Source organism: Arthrobacter sp. Cza30, from assembly GCF_059090765.1.
The window spans coordinates 169,437-188,506 of record NZ_JBNHGA010000010.1 but is presented as its reverse complement, the minus strand read 5'-3'; the positions used below and the strand labels follow the sequence as shown (position 1 = coordinate 188,506).

Genomic DNA, 19,070 nt, shown 5'->3' with positions numbered 1-19,070 from the left:
GCGCGCCCGTGCTTCCCCCGCTCCGCCCGGCCGCCATGCCAGGATGGGCACGCGGGTGTGACCCCGCGGAACGAGAGGAACGCCATGACCGCGCCCGATCCGTACGTCCCGGCGCAGCAGCAGCAGCAGCAGCAGCAGCAGCAGCCGCCGCGCGGCGACGCCCCCACGAGCAAGCTCCTGCGTGCCGCGATCTGGGTCGCCATCGGCGCGCTGATCGCCGCCGCCATCGTGTGCGTGGTCTGGGTGCTGGTCGGGGACCAGAACGACATCATCGGGCGCGCGTTCCTCACGATCCTGCTGCTCGCCGCGTTCGGCGGTGTGGCGATCCTCGACGCGCATCTCGCGCCGCGGCGTCCGACGTGGTTCGCCCTCGCGAGCATGGGCACCTGGATCCTGATCCTCCTCATCGGCGCCGTGATGATCTGGATGCCGGAGCGCTACTACTGGGGCGGATACTCCCGGTTCATCCTGTTCCTGCTCATCGTCCTGATCCTGCAGCTGACCCTGCTGCACCTTCGCCTCTACATGAAGGCGCTGCACCGCAACGACACCACCTTCACGCGCGTGGTCGCGATCATCACTATCACGCTCGTGGTGGCGCTGGCGGCGCTGTTGGTCATCCCGATGACGTTCGCGGAGTACGTGGACCTCCCCGAGATCTACTGGCGCATCGTGGTCGCCGTCGCGATCCTCGCCGCCGTCGGCACCGCCCTCATCCCGCTGATCAACGCTCTGTTCGCACCGAAAAAGCTGCGCCCGGCTGCGCCTGCGTATGCCGGTGCGCCCGCGATCCCGCCCGCACCCGGCGCCGCACACGCGCCGGCCGCGGCGCCGGCCTCGCAGGAGCTGCTGCCGTGGCCGACGTATGTCGACGGCGTGACGCCGCTGCCGATGCTGCCTGACGGGTCACCCGACTGGAACGCGTACTACACCGGCTACCCGACGCCGGGGGCGCACGTGTTCGCCGCGCCGGAGCATGCCCACGCCGAGCCGGCGCCGGCGACTCCCCAGCCGGCCGCAGCCGGCGGATCAGCGGGGCAGCATCCTGCCCCCGCGGTCGAGCAACCCCCCGCCCACGGGAGCGGCTACGAGGGCTACCCGCCGCCGCCTCCGCTTCCGCCGCGTCCCTGAGACCGTCGGCGCCGGCGTCGAACGCCGGTTCGGGATGCCTCTGCCGCCGGATAGCGTGGTGGCATGAGTCTCGTCAACGAACTCGAAGCCCTCGCCATCGACGTCGCTCGAGAGGCCGGTGAGCTCGCGCATGTGAGGCGGGCGGCGGGCGTCGCCATCGCGGCGACCAAGTCCGCGGTCGCCGACATCGTGACAGAGGCCGATCGCGAGGTGGAGGCGCTCATCCGAGCGCGCCTGGAGGCGGCGCGGCCGGGTGACGGCTTCCTGGGAGAGGAGACCGGTGGTCAGCCGGCGGCATCCGGCATCACCTGGGTCGTCGACCCGATCGACGGCACGGTCAACTACGCGTACGGCATCCCCATCTATGCGGTCAGCATCGCGGCGGTGTCCGGCGAGCCGCGACCGGAGGACTGGGACGTGCTGGCAGCTGCCGTCTTCAATCCGGCGACCGACGAGCTGTTCCACGCGGCCAAGGGCGAGGGCGCGTGGCTGGGCACACAGCGGCTCGCCGCGAACCCGGAGATCGGTCCCGCCGGGGCGCTGATCGGCACGGGGTTCGGCTACGACCCGCTGACGCACGCCGGCGATCTCGACCTCGTCTCGCGTGTCATGCCCATCGCTCGTGACCTCCGTCGCGCGGGCGCCGCATCCCTGGATCTGGCATCGGTGGCAGCGGGGAGGCTCGACGCGTACTACGAGCGCGGGCTGCAGCCGTGGGACCTCGCGGGCGGCTCGCTTCTGGTGACCGAGGCGGGCGGTCGATTCGGGCGAGCCCGGCCCGATGGCTCGGGCCGGGCCCCCATGGTCGTGGCGGCGTCGCCTGGTATCTTCGACGAACTGGCGCAACTCACCGGTCTGGTCTGAGCCCAGCGGAGTGCCACGGGGAGAATCGCCGAACGCGAATCCCGACTCGCACATGGCATTCCCAGGGCGCCCGGGGTAGTGTTTACCCGATCGTTACCTTCGTCAACCCCTTGACGACGGTGGACAAAGCCCGTACGACCGCATGTCGCACACCCCGGCGACAAGACCCGAAAGCTCCCCGCCGCATTGCCTTTCGACACCCCCATGGCTGAGCCTGCGCCCACGCGCCGATCCAGCCGGACCTCCGCTGCGCCGTCCCCGGCGACCACGGAGACGACAGGTACGTCGCGCGCCGCCCTGCGTGGGCGGACGGTCGCGGCGACTGCATCGGCCACCGCCACCCCGTCGTCGATCCCGGTCGCCACAAAGACCGTCCCCGTGACCGAGCCGCTCGTCCCCGCGATGCCCGCGGCTGCTGTGGCGGGCGAGACCGACGCCGTCGCGGTCGCCGAGGCCGCCGCTGTCGCCGAGCGGGCCGCCTCCGTCGGCCCCGCCGATCGAGAGGTCGTGGCTCCGCTGAGCCGGCGTGCGCGCCGCACCACGCTCGCCCACGCTCCCGTGCGGGCCGTGGCCCCGAAGGCGCCCGCCGCCGAAGAGCAGCCCCAGATCGTCCCCGACGCCGAAGCGGTGTCGTCTCTTCTCGCCGACACCGTCGCGGCGTTCGCCGCAGCCGGAGCCGAGCCCACCAGCGCGGTCGCCGTTCCCGCTCCGACCTCGCGCCGCCGGGTCCGGCCGCGCACCCCGGAGAACGCCGCCGTCCAGGATCCTCTCGCCCAGGCCGCTCCCGCCCCGGCCGCTCCCGCCGATTCCAAGGTCGAAGAGCTCCGCGTCGTCGAGCCTGAAGCGGCTGACCGGCGTCCGAACGCAGGAACCGAGCCCGTGAGCGCCGCCGCCGCCGCCGGCGACGCCGAGGCTGAGGCGTCCGTGGACGAGTTCGAAGCCGCCGCCCGCCTCTTCTCGTTCACCGGTGAGACGTCGGTGCAGGCTCCCGCTCCCGAGGAACCGACAGCGGACACGGCCACGCAGCCTCATGTGGCGCCGCGGCGCCACAAGGCCGCCCGTGGCGCCTCGTTCCGCAAGGTCGCCACCGCGTCGTTCTCGGTGGGCGTGTTCGGCATCGTCGGTCTCATGGCCGTCGGCATGACCACCCCCGCCGAAGCCGTCGCCGCGGCCGGGGGAGCGGACGCGTCCATGTCCGTCGTGGCACCCGCGAGCGGGACCACCGAGATCGACGCCGATGAGATTCAGGCCTACGTCGCACCCGCCGGGATCGAGGGCGACAGCCTCGAGCGCACCGAGAACTACGGCACGACCACGACCGCCGAGCTCGCCTCGGAAGCCGGCATCCAGAACTTCTCGAACCTCTTCCACAACGACCCGAACTCGCCGATCCAGTGGCCGTTCGCCGTCGGCGTGACGATGTCGTACGGATTCGGCATGCGCGACGGGCGCATGCACGAGGGCATCGACTTCACCCCCGGCGCCGGCGCGCCGATCCAGGCCATCGCCGACGGCACCGTGCGCGTCGCGTCCGAAGCGGGCGGCGCCTACGGCGTGCACGTGATCATCGACCACATGGTCGACGGCCAGCTGGTCTCGAGCCACTACGCGCACATGCAGTACGGGTCGCTCCAGGTCGAGCCGGGTCAGCACGTCACGGTCGGCACCGTGCTCGGCCGCACCGGGAACACGGGGCGCTCCTACGGCGCCCACACGCACTTCGAGATCCTGATGAACGGCACCACGGCGATCGACCCGATGCCGTGGCTGCGGGAGCATGCCGGCGGCTGAGCCGGTTCGGAAGGATGCCGCGGCTCTGGTATCCTCGTCTAGTTGCCCGATGAGGGCGACGCGCCCCGATAGCTCAGTGGCAGAGCACTTCCATGGTAAGGAAGGGGTCGTCAGTTCAATCCTGACTCGGGGCTCGCAGCATCCGGTCTCGTGCCGACGGATGCATCGCGGCAGGGTAGCTCAGTTGGTGAGAGCGCACGACTCATAATCGTGAGGTCGCGGGTTCAAGCCCCGCTCCTGCTACATCGATGAAGCCCCGGGTCTCCGGGGCTTCTTTCGTCGGCGCGGCGCTGTGCTCGAGGCGCCGCATGATACGGCATGCCATACATCGCCTGCTCGCCCTTGCCGGCGCTCCCGCCGGGCCGCTGAAGTGGTGCGATGGCCCAAGACACCGCCACCACGCCCCCGAACGAAGGCACGAAGCTCAAGCGGGTCATCGGGGGGTGGCTCCTGTTCGCGTTCATCGTCGGCGACACTCTCGGTGCCGGCATCTACACCCTCGTGGGGACGATGGCCACGGATGTCGGGGGAGTCATCTGGCTGCCGCTTCTGATCGCGCTCGTCGTGGCGCTTCTGACCGCGGGCACGTATGCCGAGCTCATCACGAAGTACCCGCACGCCGGCGGCGCCGCTCGGTACGTCGAACGGGCGTTCGGCATCCCCTATCTGTCGTTCCTGGTCGGCTTCCTGATGATGGCCTCCGGCATCACGACGGCCGCCGCGCTGGCCAACGCGTTCGCCGGTGACTACCTGGCATCGCTGGTGAACCTTCCGGCGGCGCCCACCGCGGTCGTCTTCATCGTCCTGCTGACGCTGATCAACCTGCGCGGCGTGCGCGAGTCGCTCGGTGCGAATCTCATCGCCGCGATCATCGAGGTGAGCGGCCTCGTGATCGTCATCGTCGTCGCCGCCGTGGTCTTCGGCAGCGGGAACGGCGACCCCAGCAGGGTCTTCGAGTTCGCACCCGACGTGCCGGCGGTGCAGGGGGCGTTCGCAGCATCCGTCATCGCGTTCTTCTCGTTCCTCGGGTTCGAGGCGGCCGCCAACATGGCCGAAGAGGTGCGCCACCCCTCGAAGGTGTACCCGCGGGCCCTGTTCGGCGCCATCTGCACGGCCGCCGTCGTCTACCTCCTCATCGCGCTGGGCGCCGTCATCGTGGTGCCCCCGGCAAACCTGGCGGAGTCCAGCGGTCCGCTGCTCGAGGTCGTCGCCGCCAGCGGCCTGGCCGTCCCGTCGTGGTTCTTCGGCCTCATCGCGCTGGTGGCGATCGCCAACGGCGCTCTGCTGTTCATGGTGATGGCCAGCCGGGTCGGGTACGGGCTGGCGGAGGAGGGTCTGCTACCCAGCGCGTTCGGCCGGGTCCTGCCGAACCGCCGCACGCCGTGGGTGTCGATCCTGGTCGTCGCCGGTGTCACGATCGCGCTGACGTTCGTCGGGGACGTCTCGACGCTCGCCGCCACAACGGTGCTGCTGCTTCTCCTGGTGTTCCTCGCCGCGAACGTCAGCGTGCTCGTGCTCAAGAAGGACAAGGTCGACCACGAGCACTTCAGCGTGCCGCGCGTCGTGCCGGTGCTTGCGATCATCGCCAGCATCGTTCTGCTCACGCAGCAGACAGGTGTGGTGTGGCTCGGCGCGGCGGCCTACGCGGTGGTCGGATCGCTGCTCTTCCTGATCGCCCGCGCCGGCCGCCGGCGGGAGGAGCGGCGGGCGGCCGAGAGCGGTCAGAGCCAGTAATCGGGCATCGAGTCGGACCTGGCGGCGGGGCGCAGGCGACGGATCCGTGCCCGGATCTCCTTCACGGTCGCCTCGTCGACGAGTTCGTCCTGACCGTGCGTCACGGTCTTCACGACGATCTGGCTCGCCGGCCCGACGAGGAACACCGCGGACCCCTCCGAGCCGTCGGCCTCGCGGATCGGGATCGTGACGCTCTCGGCCGTGTCGTTCTCGGCGAGAGCCTGGCTGTAGTCGACGAGCGCTCGGGCGATCTCGTCACCGGTCAGGTAGTGCTCTCCCGCATAGATGACGAGTTTCACGATTCCTGACTAACACAGTGGGCGCTGCGCCACGGGAGCGTTGCCCCGGGCATCGCGGCGATGGTACGGTCCGCCCCGGTCGACCCGTTCACCGGAAGCCTTCGGCCTGCGTCGCCTCGTCTGCGACGCGCACGCCGTAGTGGTACGACAGCTTGCCGCCCAACCACCCGGAGACGGAGAGGGCGAGCAGGGCGACGATGGTGAGGATGAACCCGAACACGCTGATCTCCTCAGGGTCACCGAGACGGACGAGCAGGTTCACGAGGAACAGCACCACGACGCCGAGGTTCAGCCCCATGTGAAGGAGCGCCGTCCGGCGAGCCGGCGTGCCGCGCTCGATCTGCGACATGTCCAGCAGCCCGAAGACCGCGGCGACGACGGCGCCGATGAGGCCGATGAGGATCAGGATGCGGGATGCCACGGCATACGGCTCGGGGTCGTCGGCGAGGAACCCGATGATGTCGAAGATGAAGCTCGCCGTCCACGTGCCGATGGGGATCGTGATGAGGATCGGGTGGAACGGGTGGCCGTACGGCCCCGCGATCGGAGTGCGGGGTCGCTTGGCGCGCGCCTGAGGTGTGCTCTCGCGTGACATGAGTCGCTCCTTCGCTGGGCCGGCAGCGCCTGCCGGTGTCTTGGCGGCGACGCTACTCGCCGCCGCGCGCTCGGCCGTAGGGCTTGACACCGCCCCAGGACGCCGCCACGCCGAGCCGCGTGACACCGCGGGGCGCGGCCGCCCACCCGATAGCCTCGACGCGGCAGTGACCGCGACGAACGGAGGAAGCATGGCGTCGGAGACGACGGGCGGGTCTCGCGAGGGGCACAGGAGGAAGCACCGGGGACTTCTCATCGCACTCGGTGTCGTGCTGTCCGTGGTGCTGGGCGGTGTCGTCGTCACGTCCATCACGCCGTGGCCGTCGGCGATGCTCATCCGCGCCGTGTTCGAGCAGGGCGGCAAGGAGACCGCCGCCGAGATGAAGCGGCACGTTCCCGACACGCCGGTGCGCGAGATGACGGGCATTCCCTACCGCGGCGAGGAGTCGCACCTCACTCTCGACGTGTACACGACCGCCGAGGAGGGAGACAGCCGTCCGACCGTCGTCTGGATCCACGGCGGTGCATGGATCTCCGGCTCATCGGCCGATGTCGACCCGTATCTGCGGATCCTCGCGGATGCCGGCTACACCGCCATCGCGGTGAACTACACGCTCGGTCCCGAGGCGACGTATCCCACCGCGGTGTTCGAGATCAACGATGCGCTGGCCTACATCGACGATCACGCCGACGATCTCGCCGTCGATGCGAGCACGCTCGTCATCGCCGGTGACTCCGCCGGCGGACAGCTCGCGAGCCAGATGGCGACGCTCACCACCAACCCCTCGTACGCCGAGCTGATGGACATCGAGCCGGCGCTGTCGGCGGATCAGCTCGCGGGTGTGATCCTGAACTGCGGCGTCTACGACCTGCGGGCGATGAAGGACCTCCCGGGCATCATCGGCTGGGGGTTCAAGATCGCCCTGTGGTCGTACACCGGGACGAAGGACTGGGCGGCCGAGTCGCCGGGCGCCACGATGTCGACGATCGAATTCGTCACGTCGGACTTCCCGCCGACCTACATCAGCGGCGGCAACGGCGACGGCCTCACGTGGCTCGAGGGGATCCCCATGGCTCAGCGGCTGCGCAGCCTCGGCGTGGACGTGACGGAGCTGTTCTGGCCCGCCGATCATGAGCCGGCACTGCCGCACGAGTACCAGTTCCACCTCGACCTCGACGAGGCGCAGCATGCCCTGGCGGAGACGCTCGCCTTCCTCGACAGCGTGACGTCATGACGACAGCCGGCGCTCAACTGACCGGCGGACTGGAATAACTCCGCCCGCCCTGCGTTCCAATGGGTACCCCTAGGGGGTATAGCAACGGCCGCAGAGGAGCAGCAGTGAACGACCAGCACGCCCACCACGCCCACGCGACGGAACCGGCGCCCGCTCACGACCACCACGTCCACGTGACGGAACCGGCGCGCGCTCACGACCACCGGGCGCCGTCGCATGCCGACGACGGAGGCCACGACGCCCATGGCCCGCACGCGGGTCACAGCGGTCATGCCGACGTCGGACGATTCCGCCGGCTCTTCTGGATCAACCTCGCTCTCGCCGTGCCGACGGTCGCGTTCTCGGGGATGTTCGCGATGCTGCTCGGCTATCAGCTGCCGGATGCCCCGATCGCCCGGTGGATCTCGCCGCTGCTGGGCACCGCCATGTTCATCTGGGGCGGATGGCCGTTCCTCGCCGGTGCCGCGGCAGAGCTTCGCGCGCGCACGCCGGGGATGATGCTGCTCATCGGACTCGCCATCACGGTCGCCTTCGTCGCGTCGTGGGGAGCGAGCCTGGGCCTGCTGCACCACGAGCTCGAGTTCTGGTGGGAGCTGGCCCTTCTCATCGTGATCATGCTGCTGGGGCACTGGATCGAGATGCGCTCGCTCGCTCGGACGACGTCGGCCCTTGACTCCCTCGCGGCCCTTCTTCCCGACCAGGCGGAGCGGGTGGAAGGGGATCGCACGGTCACCGTGCCGCCTGCGGCCCTGCGCGTCGGCGATCTCGTGGTGGTGCGTCCTGGTGGCAGCGTGCCGGCGGACGGGCGCATCGTCGACGGCCGCGCGGAGATGGACGAGTCGATGATCACCGGCGAGTCGCGTCCGGTGGTGCGAACGGTCGGCGACGTCGTCACGGCGGGGACCGTGGCGACCGACTCGGGCCTGCGCGTCGAGGTGACCGCGACCGGCGATGACACGACGCTCGCCGGCATCCGTCGACTGGTCGCCGACGCGCAGCAGTCGTCGTCACGGGCGCAGCGCCTGGCCGATCGCGCCGCCGGGTGGCTGTTCTGGTTCGCGCTCGCCGCGGCCGCCGTCACGGCCGTCGTCTGGTCGGCGATGGGAGTGCCCGATGAAGCGGTGGTCCGGACGATCACCGTCCTGGTGATCGCCTGCCCGCACGCACTCGGACTGGCGATCCCGCTGGTCGTGTCGATCGCGACCGAGCGCGCCGCGCGCGCCGGTGTGCTCGTGAAGGACCGGCTGGCGCTGGAGCGGATGCGCACGATCGACGTCGTGCTCTTCGACAAGACCGGCACCCTCACCAAGGGCGAGCCGGCGCTGGTCGATGTCGCCGCCGTGGGCGACGTCGCCGCCGAGGATCTGCTCGGGCTCGCCGCGGCGGCCGAGACGGACAGCGAGCACCCGCTGGCGCGCGCGATCGTCGAGGCGGCGTGGTCGCGGGGCATCGCGATCCCGGCGGCGACCGGATTCTCGTCCGCACCCGCGATCGGAGTGACCGCGCGCGTGAAGGGCCACGACGTCCGGGTCGGCGGACCCAGGCTGCTGGAGGACCTCGGCCTCGCCGACGTTCCCGAGGCGGATGCGTGGCGCGCGCAGGGGGCGATCGTGCTCCACGTCGTGCGCGACGGCGCGGTCATCGGCGGCTTGGCGCTCGCCGACGAGATCCGGCCCGAGTCGAAGGACGCCGTCGCCGCGCTGCGGCAGCGGGGTGTCGAGGTCGTGCTGCTGACCGGTGATGCAGAGCCGGTCGCTCGCACGGTGGCGCGGGAGGTCGGCATCGGTCGGGTCTTCGCCGGCGTACGGCCCGAGGAGAAGGAGGCGAAGGTCGCCGCGCTGCAGAGCGAGGGCAAGACGGTGGCGATGGTGGGCGACGGCGTCAACGATGCGCCGGCTCTGGCCCGGGCCGATGTCGGCATCGCCATCGGCGCGGGCACCGATGTGGCGATCGGGTCCGCGGGCGTCATCCTCGCCTCGAGCGATCCGCGGTCGGTGCTCTCGGTGATCGAGCTGTCGCGCGCCGGTTACCGCAAGATGACGCAGAACCTCTGGTGGGCCGCCGGATACAACTTGATATCGGTGCCGCTGGCGGCCGGTGTGCTGGCGCCGTTCGGCTTCGTCCTGCCGATGTCGGTCGGCGCCGTGCTGATGTCGCTGTCGACGGTCGTCGTCGCTCTCAACGCTCAGCTCCTCCGGCGTCTGGACCTCGCCCCGAGCATCGCCGCGCGAGCGGTGCCGCTCGGCCGAGGTGCTGCCGCTCGTGCCCGGGGGTAGGGTGGCCTCGTGACGACGACTCCTCCCGGTTGGTACGACGACGGCCACGGCGCGATGCGCTGGTGGGACGGCGCTCAGTGGACCGAGCACGTCGCACAGCCCGATCCCGAGCCGGCCGCCGATGCGCCGACCGAGGCCGAGATCGTCGCCGCCTCCCAGGTCGGCGCGGTACCCGGGACCGGCGCCGCCGAGCTCCCGCCGGCCGCCGCCGCCGGAAGCGGCATCCCGTCGCCTGCCGCGACGCCCGACTACCCGGCGTATGCGAACGCCGACCCCGCTCACGCCGGACCGCGGAATCAGGCGGCGCAGACGTCTCAGGTGCAGGCGCACCCCGGACAGCCCCCGTACCCGATGCCCGACCCGGGTGCCTCCGCCGCCCCCGGCGGCACGCCCGTCACAGGCACCGAGACCTCCGCCGGTGCGTTCGTCGCCGCCACCGAGCCGCGCAAGTCGAAGCTGTGGATCCTGTGGGTCGTGCTCGGCGTCGTGCTGCTCGGGATCGTCATCGCCGCGGCGGTCGTGATCCCGCTGCTGCTGCTGAACGCGGCCACATCCGGCGGCACCGGCGCGGACACCGAGGACGAGCGTGCCGCCGTCGCCGCCGTGCAGCTGTACGACGAGGCATGGCAGGAGGCCGACTGCGACGCGTTCACGCAGTCGACGACGGAGCGGTTCCGCGAATCGAGCGGCTTCGGCGACTGCGAGTCCTTCACCGCCGAGGCGCAGCTGTTCGACGAGAACTTCGACGAGTACGAGGTCGCCATCGGCGACGTCGTGACCGAGGGCGAGACGATCACCGTGACGACGACGGAGTCCTTCGTCACCCTGCTCGACGACGAGGGCAACCCCGTCGAGACCCCCACCCCGGGAGCGGCGGTCTACCGCTACGTCGTGGTTCCCGTGGACGGTGCCTGGGCCATCGACGACCTGACGTTCGAAGAGTGAGCGCCGCCGCGCCCGAGGTTGTGCGGCCGCCCCACGACACGCGCCTCGTCCTCACCTGCCTCGCCGTGGGCCTCGTCGCGGGGTTGATGTCCGGGCTGTTCGGCGTCGGCGGAGGAACCGTCATCGTGCCGCTGCTGGTGCTGCTCCTGCGTTTCGACCAGCGCTTCGCCGCGGGCACCTCGCTCGCCGCGATCGTGCCCACCGCAGCCGTCGGGGTGACCTCGTATGCGATCCACGACTCCGTCGCCTGGATCCCCGCGCTGCTGCTCGCGGCGGGCGCCGTCGTGGGAGCCCAGATCGGCACGTGGCTCCTGCCGCGGATGCCGCTGACCTTCCTCCGCTGGGCGTTCGTGGTGTTCCTGGTCGCGGTCATCGTGAGCCTGTTCATCGTGATCCCGTCCCGCGACGCCGAACTGCCCGTCACGTGGCTCACCGGCATCGCGCTGGTGGTGCTCGGCCTGGTCACCGGCGTCCTCTCCGGCCTCATCGGCGTCGGCGGCGGCATCATCGTCGTGCCGGCCCTCATGCTGCTGTTCGGCACGAGCGACCTGATCGCGAAGGGCACGTCGCTGCTCATGATGATCCCCACCGCGCTGTCGGGCACGGTCGGGAACCTGCGCCGTCGCAACGTCGACCTCCTGGCGGCGGTCCTCATCGGCGGCGCCGCATGCACGACCACTGCGCTGGGTGCCTGGATCGCGACGCTCGTCGACCCGTTCGTCGGAAACCTGCTGTTCGCCGCTTTCCTCGTCGTCATCTCGGTGCAGATGGCCGTTCGCGCGATCCGTGGGCACCGCCGCCGCTGAGCGTCCATCCAGAAAGCGGGCGAGGACGCCTCAGTAGGATGGCATGGTGCCAGTGAACCCCGAGCTCGTCGGACGCGCCTTCGCGCCGACGGCCCCGTACCTCGTGGGTCGCGAGAAGGTCCGCGAGTTCGCCCGCGCCGTCTTCTCCGACGACCCGCAGCACACCGACCCGGTCGCGGCGCGAGCTCTCGGCTACTCCGACGTCGTCGCACCGCCGACGTTCGCGATGGTCGTCCAGGACCTCACGCTCCAGCAGCTTCTCTCCGAGCCGGACTCCGGCATCGAGCTGTCACGGGTGCTCCACGCGGAGCAGCGGTTCCGCTACTCCCGGCCGATCGTGGCCGGCGACGAGCTGACCGCGCGGCTCTCGGTCACGGGGATCCGCACGATGGGTGGCAACGCGATGGTCACGAGCGAAGCGGAGATCACGGATGCCGCGGGCGAGCACGTGGTGACGGCCACGTCCGTCCTGCTGGTGGGGGAGGGCGACAGATGAGCGGCGCACTCGCGGTGAACGTCGGCGACGTCGTCGCCGAGCGCACGGTGCACCTCACGCGCGAGTCGCTGGTGCGCTATGCCGGGGCATCCGGCGACTTCAACCCCATCCACTACCGCGACGACATCGCTGCGGCGGTGGGACTGCCCGGCGTCCTCGCGCACGGCATGCTCACGATGGGCCTCGCGATCGGCACCCTCCAGTCGTGGCTCGGCGACAGCGCACGACTGCTCGAGTACGGCGTGCGGTTCACCAAGCCGGTCGTGGTCGATCCTGAGACCGGCGCCGACGTCCACGTCGTCGCCAAGGTCGGCGCCGTCGACGACGACACGGCGCGCATCGATCTGACCGTGTCGCACGCGGGCACCACCGTGCTCGTCAAGGCGCAGGCACGCGTGCGGACCGCCTGACGGATGCCCGAGGTCGCACCCGTTCCCCTCGCGCAGCTCACCACGCTGCGCACCGGCGGCGTCCCCGCGCGCATGATCGAGGCCCTTTCGTCCGATGAGCTCGTCGCCGCGCTGCGCGACACGTGGGCCGGCGGCGACGAATGGATGGTGGTCGGCGGCGGCTCCAACCTGTTCGTCGGCGACGAGCCGTTCGACGGCACGGTGGTGCGGGTGCTCACGCAGGGGATCGAGAGGTTGCCGTCCCCGATCCCGGGCCGCGTGCGGATCAGAGTGCAGGCCGGGCACGACTGGGACGAGTTGGTCGCGTACACGGTCGCCGAGGGCCTGGCCGGGCTCGAAGCGATGTCCGGGATCCCCGGCACGGTCGGCGCGGCGCCCGTGCAGAACATCGGCGCGTACGGTCAGGAGATCGTGCAGACCCTCACCGAGGTCGAGCTCATCGACGAATCGACCGGCGAGGTGTCCACCGTGCCGGCGACCGACCTCGGACTGGGCTTCCGGACGTCGGTGCTCAAGCACCATTACGGTTCCGTTCCGGCGCGCCGGGCCGTCATCCTCTCGGTCACGCTGGACCTCCCGGAGGTCGGTCACGGTGGACGCCGCATCATCGGCGACCAGCTGCGGACAGCGCTGCGCCTCGGACCCGACGACGAGGTGACGCTCGCGTGGGTGCGCGACCGCATCCTCGAGACCCGGCGCCGCAAGGGCATGGTGCTCGACGCCGACGACCCCGACACCTGGAGCGCGGGCTCGTTCTTCCAGAACGCCGTGGTGTCGGCATCCTTCGCACGCACGCTGCCCGACGAGTGCCCGCGCTGGCCGGTGGCTCCAGACCTCGACCCGGTCCTCGTCATCCCGCTGGCCGCCTTCGACGGATATGTGCCGCCGCCCGCCGCGGTCGAATCCGACGTCAAGGTGAGCGCGGCCTGGCTCATCGAGCACGCAGGGCTGCGCAAGGGGTTCAAGCTGCCCCGGTCGCGCGCCGCGCTGTCGACGAAGCACGCCCTCGCGCTGACCAACCGGGGGAGCGCCACCGCGGCGGAGCTGGCCGAGCTCGCCCGCTTCATCCAGGGTCGCGTGCAGTCCGAGTTTGGGCTGATCCTCCAGCCCGAGCCGGTGCTGGTCAACGTCGAGCTCTGAGCGACCTCGCTCGCGCGGCCGACCGGTCGGAGATCCGCGGTCGCCGGCGCGGGTCACGCCTCCGTCGCGGCGCGTTCACCCGCCCGACACCGACGATTCCCGTCGTGTTGTGACGTGCGGGTCACCCTGGGTGCGGACGCGCGACCGCACCTGGTGATCGGCGCATCGATTGTGCCCTTCCCACAAGAGCGCGTCCGCGGTCCGCTCCCGAGGACCGACACGGCTGAGAAGAAGAGGAAGAGCATGTCACCCAAACGATCGTCGATGCACCGGCTCATCGTCGGCGCCGCCGCCGCGTCCGCCCTGCTGCTGACCGGATGCGCCGCGACATCGGACGCCGGCGCCGGCGGCTCGAGCGCGGACAGCAGCGACGGACCGCTCATCGTCTACACCAACTCGAACTCCGATGGCCGGGGCGAGTGGCTGCAGGCGGAGGCGGAAGAGGCGGGCTTCGACGTCGAGATCGTCGGGCTCGGCGGCGCCGACCTGACCAACCGCATCATCGCCGAGAAGAACAACCCCGTCGGCGACGTGGTGTTCGGGCTGAACAACATGTTCTTCGAGCAGCTGAAGGCCGAGGAGGCCATCGAGGCGTACACCCCGGCGTGGTCCGACGAGGTCCCGGCGGATGCGGGAGACCCGGCCGACGGCGCCTTCTGGCCGCTGGTCGAGCAGGCGATCGTCATGGTCTACGACGAGAACACCATCACCGACGCCCCCACGTCGCTCGACGCACTGTGGACCGACGCCGCGTACGCGGGCCGCTACGAGGTCAACACCGCGCTCGGGCAGGCCACACCGCAGCTGGTGCTGCTCGGCATCCTGACCCCGTACCTCGACGAGGAGGGCGAGCTCGGCGTGAGCGACGAGGGCTGGGAGCAGGTCGCCCAGTACTTCGCCAACGGCTCACCCGCCGTGGAAGGCACGGACCTGTACGCGCGGATCACGCGGGGAGAGGTCGACTTCGGCATCCTCCCGTCCAGCGGCATCGCCGCACGCGACGCCGAGTACGGCACCAGCACCGGCATCATCGTGCCGGAGGACGGCGTCCCGTACGTGACGGAGCAGATCGGCGTCATCAACGGCTCGGCCAAGGCGGAGCAGGCGCAGGAGTTCATCGACTGGTTCGGCTCGGCCGAGGTGCAGGGCGCCTTCGCCGCGGAATTCAACGCCATGCCGGTGAACGAGAGCGCCGTCGCGCAGGCCAATCCCGAAGTCGTGGAGCTCATGGAGTCGCTGCCGCGTCAGGAGATCGACTTCGGCTTCGCGCGCGAGATGCTCCCGCAGTGGATCGAGAAGGTCGAGCTCGAGTACCTGCCCTGAGGCTGCGCGGGTGGGTGCCGGATCGGCGCCCACCCGCGAGGCTCGACCCTCCGCCGCGGCTTCCCCGCCGCGCCCGAACGCAGGAGAACCATGATCCGGTTCGACGACGTCGATGTGACCTTCGGCGATCACCAGGCTGTGCGCAGCCTCGACCTCGAGGTGGGTGAAGGCGAGTTCTTCACGCTGCTGGGGCCGTCCGGCTGCGGCAAGACGACGGCCCTGCGCACCCTCGCGGGCTTCATCACCCCGACCTCCGGCCGCATCCTCATCGACGGTCGGGATGTCACCCGCACGCCGAGCGAGTCCCGCGGAATCGGCATGGTGTTCCAGAACTACGCCCTGTTCCCGAGCATGAACGTGCGCGAGAACATCGCCTTCGGCCTGAGCGTGAAGAAGGTCCCCAAGAAGAAGCAGCATCAGCTCGTCGACGAGATCGCCGAGCGCACGGGGCTGACCCCCGCGCAGCTCGACAAGAACGTCTCCGAGCTCTCAGGCGGCCAGCAGCAGCGCGTGGCGATCGCGCGCGCACTCGTGCTGACCCCCCGGATCCTGCTGCTGGACGAGCCGCTGTCCAACCTCGACGCGAAGCTGCGCGTGCAGCTGCGCGAGCAGCTGAAGAACATGCAGCGCGATTTCGGCGTCACGTGCGTCTACGTCACCCACGACCAGGATGAGGCGCTCACCCTCAGCGACCGGATCGCGGTCCTCGACGGCGGACGGCTGCAGCAGATCGGGGTGCCGGACGAGATCTATGACCGCAGCGCCACGAGCTTCGTGTGCCGCTTCATCGGTGAGAGCAACGCGCTGACGCCGGGCATGCTGGCGGAGATCAACGCGACGTCGGGCGCGGACTTGGCGCTCGACGCCGAGAGCTACATCCGCCCGGAGAAGCTCGTCCTCTCCTCGCCGGACGACCGTCCGACGGGCGCCGCGCAGAATGACACGTCGCACGCGATGCTGCGTGGCACCGTCCGCACCAGGACCTATCACGGAGCGCACAGCGTCTACACCGTCGCCGCGGTCGACGGCGAGGTGCGCGTGAGCGTTCCGGGCTCGCGACCGGCGTTCGAACCGGGCGATGCGGCGGTGCTCACGATGGACCCGCGCTGGGTGCTGCAGTATCCGGGGGAATGACATGGCTGCGCCCTCTACCTTTCCCCTGAACGGCGCCCCGGCGCCGCGATCGCCCGAGCCGGACCCGCCGGCCCCCGGCCGGCCACGAGGCCGTCGCGGCTCCCTCGAGGCGATGCTGCGATCGCCGCTCGTGTGGATCACCGGCGTCGTACTGCTGTGGTTCACGGCGACGTTCCTGGTGATGCCCAACGCGAATCTGCTGGCGACGACGTTCTTCCCCGACGGCACCTTCAGCCTGCGCGCGGTCGAGAGGCTGCTCTCGAGCGAGCGGGCGCTGCGGACGATCGGCAACAGCTTCCTCCTCGCGGTCACCCTTTCGATCACGGTCAACGTCGTCGGGATCTTCATCGTGCTGGTCACGCAGTACTTCCGCGTGCGCGGGGCTCGCCTGCTGTGGCTCGGCTATGCGACGACGCTCATCTACGGCGGCATCGTCCTGGCCGCCGGCTACAACTTCATCTACGGCCGCTTCGGCTTCGTGACGAACCTGGTGGCCAACTGGTACCCCGACATCGACCGCGACTGGTTCTCGGGCTACTTCGCGGTGGTCTTCGTGATGACCTTCGCCACGACCACCAACCACATGCTGTTCCTCTCCACCGCGCTTGCCAAGGTCGACTACCAGACCATCGAGGCTGCTCGCAGCATGGGCGCGTCGACCTGGACGATCCTGCGCCGCGTCGTCCTGCCGGTGCTGCGGCCCATGATCTTCGCGGTCACCGTGCTGACGTTCCTCATCGGCCTCGGCGCGCTGACCGCACCGCTCGTGCTCGGCGGCCCCGACTTCCAGACGGTCGCGCCGATGATCCTGACGTTCTCCAAGTCAGCGGGATCGCGCGACATCGCCGCGCTCCTGGCCATCATCCTGGGCCTCGCGACGATCGCGCTGCTGGCGATCATGAACCGGGTCGAGAAGAGCGGCGTCTACTTCTCCGTCGCCAAGGTCGCCACACCGATCGAGAAGCAGGAGCTGCGCAGCCGGACGGGTCGCGTGGCCGTCCACGTCGCGGCGTACATCCTCTTCGTCATCTACGCCCTGCCGGTGCTGCTGATCGTGCTGTTCTCGTTCGTGGACGCCCGCAGCATCCTGGCGGGGACCATCACGCTGGACTCGTTCACGCTCGACAACTACGTCACGGTGTTCACCAGCGCCACCGCTCTGCGACCGTTCGTGGTGAGCGTCGTCTACAGCGCACTGGCGAGTGTGATCGTGGTGGGCGGGCTGCTGTTCGTCGCTCGGCTCCTGCAGAAGTACAGGAACGTCGTCACCGCGGCGATCGAGTATCTGCTGCACATCCCGTGGATCCTGCCGACCATCCTCATCGCGCTCGGCCTGCTGATGACGTTCGACCGGCCGAATCCGCTGGTGGGGGGAACGGTGCTCACCGGCACGCTCGTCGTGCTGCTGGTCGCGTACATCATCGTGAAGATCCCCTTCACGCTGCGGCTGCTCAAGGCGGCGTTCTTCGCCGTGCCCGACTCGCTCGAGGACGCCTCGCGCATCCTCGGTGCGCGATCACTCACGACGTTCCGCCGAGTGCTGATCCCGCTGGTGCTGCCGACGGCGGCGGCCATCACCGGGCTGAACTTCAACAGCCTGCTGGACGACTACGACGCCGCGGTGTTCCTGTACCACCCGCTCTACCAGCCGCTCGGGATCGCGATCCAGGAGAGCACGCGGGGCGAGAACAACCTCGACGCGATGCCCATCACGTTCGTGTACACCGTGCTCCTCATGATCATCACGGGCGTCACCATGTACCTCGTGTACGGGCGGTTCGGACGCTCGAGGCGGCGACCGCCCCGACGTGCGCCGCGATCGGCATGAATGCGGAGCGCCGGACACCGCTGCGAGTGACCATCAGCGATGTCGCCGCGGAGGCGGGTGTCTCGCGTGCGACCGCGACACGCGCCTTGCAAGGCAAGGGCCGATTCTCGGAGGACACCCGTGCGCGCCTGCTCGAAGTCAGCGAACGCCTGGGTTACGTGCCGAATATCGGCGCCGCGGAGCTCGCCGCCGGGCGCACAGGCGTCGTGGGCCTGATGCTGCGGGACGCGAGCAACCCGGCGTACGGACTGCTGTTCTCCGAGCTGCAGAACGCCGCGCTCGCACGCGGAATGGAGCTGCTGACCGTGACGATCGGCGCCGACCCCGGCGGTCACCGGCAGGTGCAGGCGCTTCGCCGGCTGCTCGGGATGCGCGTGGCCGGCCTCATCGTGGCGACCGGCGGTGTGAGCACGGCGCAGCTCATGCCGTTCGCCGAAGAGGTGCCGATCATCCGCGCGGGCCGACCGGAGTCGGGCTCCCGGATCCACGCCGTCTCGTACGATGAGCACGCGCACGGCGACCTCCTCGCCGACCACGTGCTGGGGCTCGGGCACCGCAGGATCGCCGTCCTCGTCACCGACCGCGACGGATCGTTCCCGGAGCATGTCCGGGCCACGGCGATGCGGGATCGACTCGAGGCCTCGGGGGCGGAGGTCACGGCGGTGGTCGCCGGAGCCGAGCCCGACTCGGGGATCCCGGCACTGCTGGACCTGGCCCGTCGCGGCGCCGTGTCGGCGGTGATGTGCCCGTCCGACATGCGGCAGCTCGCGTTCCTGCGCGCCGCGCGGGCGGCCGGGCTGTCGGTGCCCGCTGAGGTCTCGGTGACCGGATGCGACGGGATCCTGCCGGGCGCCGACCTGCTGGGGCTGACGACGGTGCGCATCCCCGTCGAGGAGGTCGCCCACGCCGTCGTCGACGCGATGGAGGATCTCCTCGGAGCCCGGGATGACGTCGCCCTCGTGCGGCGATCGATCGGCGGATCGCTCCTTCGAGGCACGACCGCGGCGCCGGTGCGCACCCGAGCCGACACCCCCTGAGGGAGCGTCACGAGCCGCGGGCGCGGA

Annotated in this window: 17 protein-coding genes and 2 tRNA genes; 17 read left to right on the top strand and 2 right to left on the bottom strand. The window is 70.4% G+C overall.

Features of this window, described 5'->3' with window-relative positions:
- Positions 1-84 precede the first annotated feature (84 nt).
- From AC5RVZ_RS28825 to AC5RVZ_RS28800, 6 genes are all read left to right on the top strand, one after another.
- The gene (locus AC5RVZ_RS28825) at positions 85-1,131 is read left to right on the top strand and encodes a hypothetical protein (RefSeq protein ID WP_494069053.1); all 1,047 of its coding nucleotides are present in this window, start codon (positions 85-87) and stop codon (positions 1,129-1,131) included.
- Positions 1,132-1,194: 63 nt separating this feature from the next.
- Positions 1,195-1,995, top strand: a complete 801-nt coding sequence (locus AC5RVZ_RS28820) for an inositol monophosphatase family protein (protein ID WP_494069052.1) — start codon at positions 1,195-1,197, stop codon at positions 1,993-1,995.
- A gap of 378 nt (positions 1,996-2,373) precedes the next feature.
- A complete protein-coding gene (locus AC5RVZ_RS28815) occupies positions 2,374-3,786 on the top strand; it encodes a M23 family metallopeptidase (protein ID WP_494069051.1) in 1,413 nt (470 codons plus the stop codon).
- A gap of 62 nt (positions 3,787-3,848) precedes the next feature.
- Positions 3,849-3,920 (top strand) — tRNA-Thr (locus tag AC5RVZ_RS28810).
- A 35-nt stretch (positions 3,921-3,955) separates the two neighbouring features.
- Positions 3,956-4,029 (top strand) — tRNA-Met (locus AC5RVZ_RS28805).
- A gap of 135 nt (positions 4,030-4,164) precedes the next feature.
- Positions 4,165-5,520 carry an APC family permease gene (locus AC5RVZ_RS28800; protein WP_494069050.1) on the top strand — a complete coding sequence of 452 codons (1,356 nt, stop codon included), beginning with the start codon at positions 4,165-4,167 and terminating at the stop codon, positions 5,518-5,520.
- Here AC5RVZ_RS28800 and AC5RVZ_RS28795 read toward each other — a convergent pair.
- Both AC5RVZ_RS28795 and AC5RVZ_RS28790 read right to left on the bottom strand, forming a co-directional pair.
- Positions 5,508-5,819, bottom strand: coding sequence for a hypothetical protein (locus AC5RVZ_RS28795; protein ID WP_494069049.1), 312 nt, complete (start codon positions 5,817-5,819; stop codon positions 5,508-5,510). The genes AC5RVZ_RS28800 and AC5RVZ_RS28795 overlap by 13 nt on opposite strands.
- A gap of 88 nt (positions 5,820-5,907) precedes the next feature.
- On the bottom strand, positions 5,908-6,414 hold the full coding sequence (locus AC5RVZ_RS28790; RefSeq protein ID WP_494069048.1) for a DUF2231 domain-containing protein: 507 nt from the start codon (positions 6,412-6,414) through the stop codon (positions 5,908-5,910).
- 190 nt (positions 6,415-6,604) lie between these two features.
- Here AC5RVZ_RS28790 and AC5RVZ_RS28785 point away from each other — a divergent pair, with 190 nt between their 5' ends.
- From AC5RVZ_RS28785 to AC5RVZ_RS28735, 11 genes are all read left to right on the top strand, one after another.
- A complete protein-coding gene (locus AC5RVZ_RS28785; protein ID WP_494069047.1) occupies positions 6,605-7,648 on the top strand; it encodes an alpha/beta hydrolase in 1,044 nt (347 codons plus the stop codon).
- Positions 7,649-7,707: 59 nt separating this feature from the next.
- Positions 7,708-9,924 (top strand): heavy metal translocating P-type ATPase, encoded by a 2,217-nt coding sequence (locus tag AC5RVZ_RS28780; protein WP_494069046.1) that lies wholly within the window; start codon positions 7,708-7,710, stop codon positions 9,922-9,924.
- Positions 9,925-9,933: 9 nt separating this feature from the next.
- Positions 9,934-10,869: a DUF2510 domain-containing protein gene (locus AC5RVZ_RS28775; RefSeq protein ID WP_494069045.1), complete on the top strand. Its 936-nt coding sequence runs from the start codon at positions 9,934-9,936 to the stop codon at positions 10,867-10,869.
- Positions 10,866-11,675, top strand: coding sequence for a sulfite exporter TauE/SafE family protein (locus AC5RVZ_RS28770; protein WP_494069044.1), 810 nt, complete (start codon positions 10,866-10,868; stop codon positions 11,673-11,675). Before AC5RVZ_RS28775 ends, AC5RVZ_RS28770 begins: the two co-directional genes overlap by 4 nt.
- Before the next feature lie 46 nt (positions 11,676-11,721).
- Positions 11,722-12,171 (top strand): FAS1-like dehydratase domain-containing protein, encoded by a 450-nt coding sequence (locus AC5RVZ_RS28765; protein WP_494069076.1) that lies wholly within the window; start codon positions 11,722-11,724, stop codon positions 12,169-12,171.
- Positions 12,168-12,581, top strand: a complete 414-nt coding sequence (locus tag AC5RVZ_RS28760; protein WP_494069043.1) for a MaoC/PaaZ C-terminal domain-containing protein — start codon at positions 12,168-12,170, stop codon at positions 12,579-12,581. The genes AC5RVZ_RS28765 and AC5RVZ_RS28760 overlap by 4 nt, the downstream gene beginning before the upstream one ends.
- A gap of 3 nt (positions 12,582-12,584) precedes the next feature.
- A complete protein-coding gene (locus AC5RVZ_RS28755) occupies positions 12,585-13,721 on the top strand; it encodes a UDP-N-acetylmuramate dehydrogenase (RefSeq protein WP_494069042.1) in 1,137 nt (378 codons plus the stop codon).
- Positions 13,722-13,964: 243 nt separating this feature from the next.
- Complete coding sequence (locus AC5RVZ_RS28750; protein WP_494069041.1) at positions 13,965-15,044, top strand: extracellular solute-binding protein; 1,080 nt, start codon at positions 13,965-13,967, stop codon at positions 15,042-15,044.
- A 90-nt stretch (positions 15,045-15,134) separates the two neighbouring features.
- Positions 15,135-16,178: an ABC transporter ATP-binding protein gene (locus tag AC5RVZ_RS28745; protein WP_494069040.1), complete on the top strand. Its 1,044-nt coding sequence runs from the start codon at positions 15,135-15,137 to the stop codon at positions 16,176-16,178.
- A 112-nt stretch (positions 16,179-16,290) separates the two neighbouring features.
- Positions 16,291-18,006, top strand: coding sequence for an ABC transporter permease (locus AC5RVZ_RS28740; RefSeq protein ID WP_494069075.1), 1,716 nt, complete (start codon positions 16,291-16,293; stop codon positions 18,004-18,006).
- Between the two features lie 26 nt (positions 18,007-18,032).
- The gene (locus AC5RVZ_RS28735) at positions 18,033-19,043 is read left to right on the top strand and encodes a LacI family DNA-binding transcriptional regulator (RefSeq protein WP_494069039.1); all 1,011 of its coding nucleotides are present in this window, start codon (positions 18,033-18,035) and stop codon (positions 19,041-19,043) included.
- The last annotated feature ends 27 nt before the right edge of the window (positions 19,044-19,070 follow it).

Excerpts from the sequence above, each read along its gene's own strand:
- AC5RVZ_RS28825 (WP_494069053.1), top strand. The coding sequence starts at position 85 with ATGACCGCGCCCGATCCGTACGTCCCGGCGCAGCAGCAGCAGCAGCAG.
- AC5RVZ_RS28790 (WP_494069048.1), bottom strand. The coding sequence starts at position 6,414 with ATGTCACGCGAGAGCACACCTCAGGCGCGCGCCAAGCGACCCCGCACT.
- AC5RVZ_RS28750 (WP_494069041.1), top strand. The coding sequence starts at position 13,965 with ATGTCACCCAAACGATCGTCGATGCACCGGCTCATCGTCGGCGCCGCC.
- AC5RVZ_RS28785 (WP_494069047.1), top strand. The coding sequence starts at position 6,605 with ATGGCGTCGGAGACGACGGGCGGGTCTCGCGAGGGGCACAGGAGGAAG.
- AC5RVZ_RS28800 (WP_494069050.1), top strand. The coding sequence starts at position 4,165 with ATGGCCCAAGACACCGCCACCACGCCCCCGAACGAAGGCACGAAGCTC.
- AC5RVZ_RS28755 (WP_494069042.1), top strand. The coding sequence starts at position 12,585 with ATGCCCGAGGTCGCACCCGTTCCCCTCGCGCAGCTCACCACGCTGCGC.
- AC5RVZ_RS28820 (WP_494069052.1), top strand. The coding sequence starts at position 1,195 with ATGAGTCTCGTCAACGAACTCGAAGCCCTCGCCATCGACGTCGCTCGA.
- AC5RVZ_RS28780 (WP_494069046.1), top strand. The coding sequence starts at position 7,708 with ATGGGTACCCCTAGGGGGTATAGCAACGGCCGCAGAGGAGCAGCAGTG.
- AC5RVZ_RS28745 (WP_494069040.1), top strand. The coding sequence starts at position 15,135 with ATGATCCGGTTCGACGACGTCGATGTGACCTTCGGCGATCACCAGGCT.
- AC5RVZ_RS28760 (WP_494069043.1), top strand. The coding sequence starts at position 12,168 with ATGAGCGGCGCACTCGCGGTGAACGTCGGCGACGTCGTCGCCGAGCGC.
- AC5RVZ_RS28740 (WP_494069075.1), top strand. The coding sequence starts at position 16,291 with ATGCTGCGATCGCCGCTCGTGTGGATCACCGGCGTCGTACTGCTGTGG.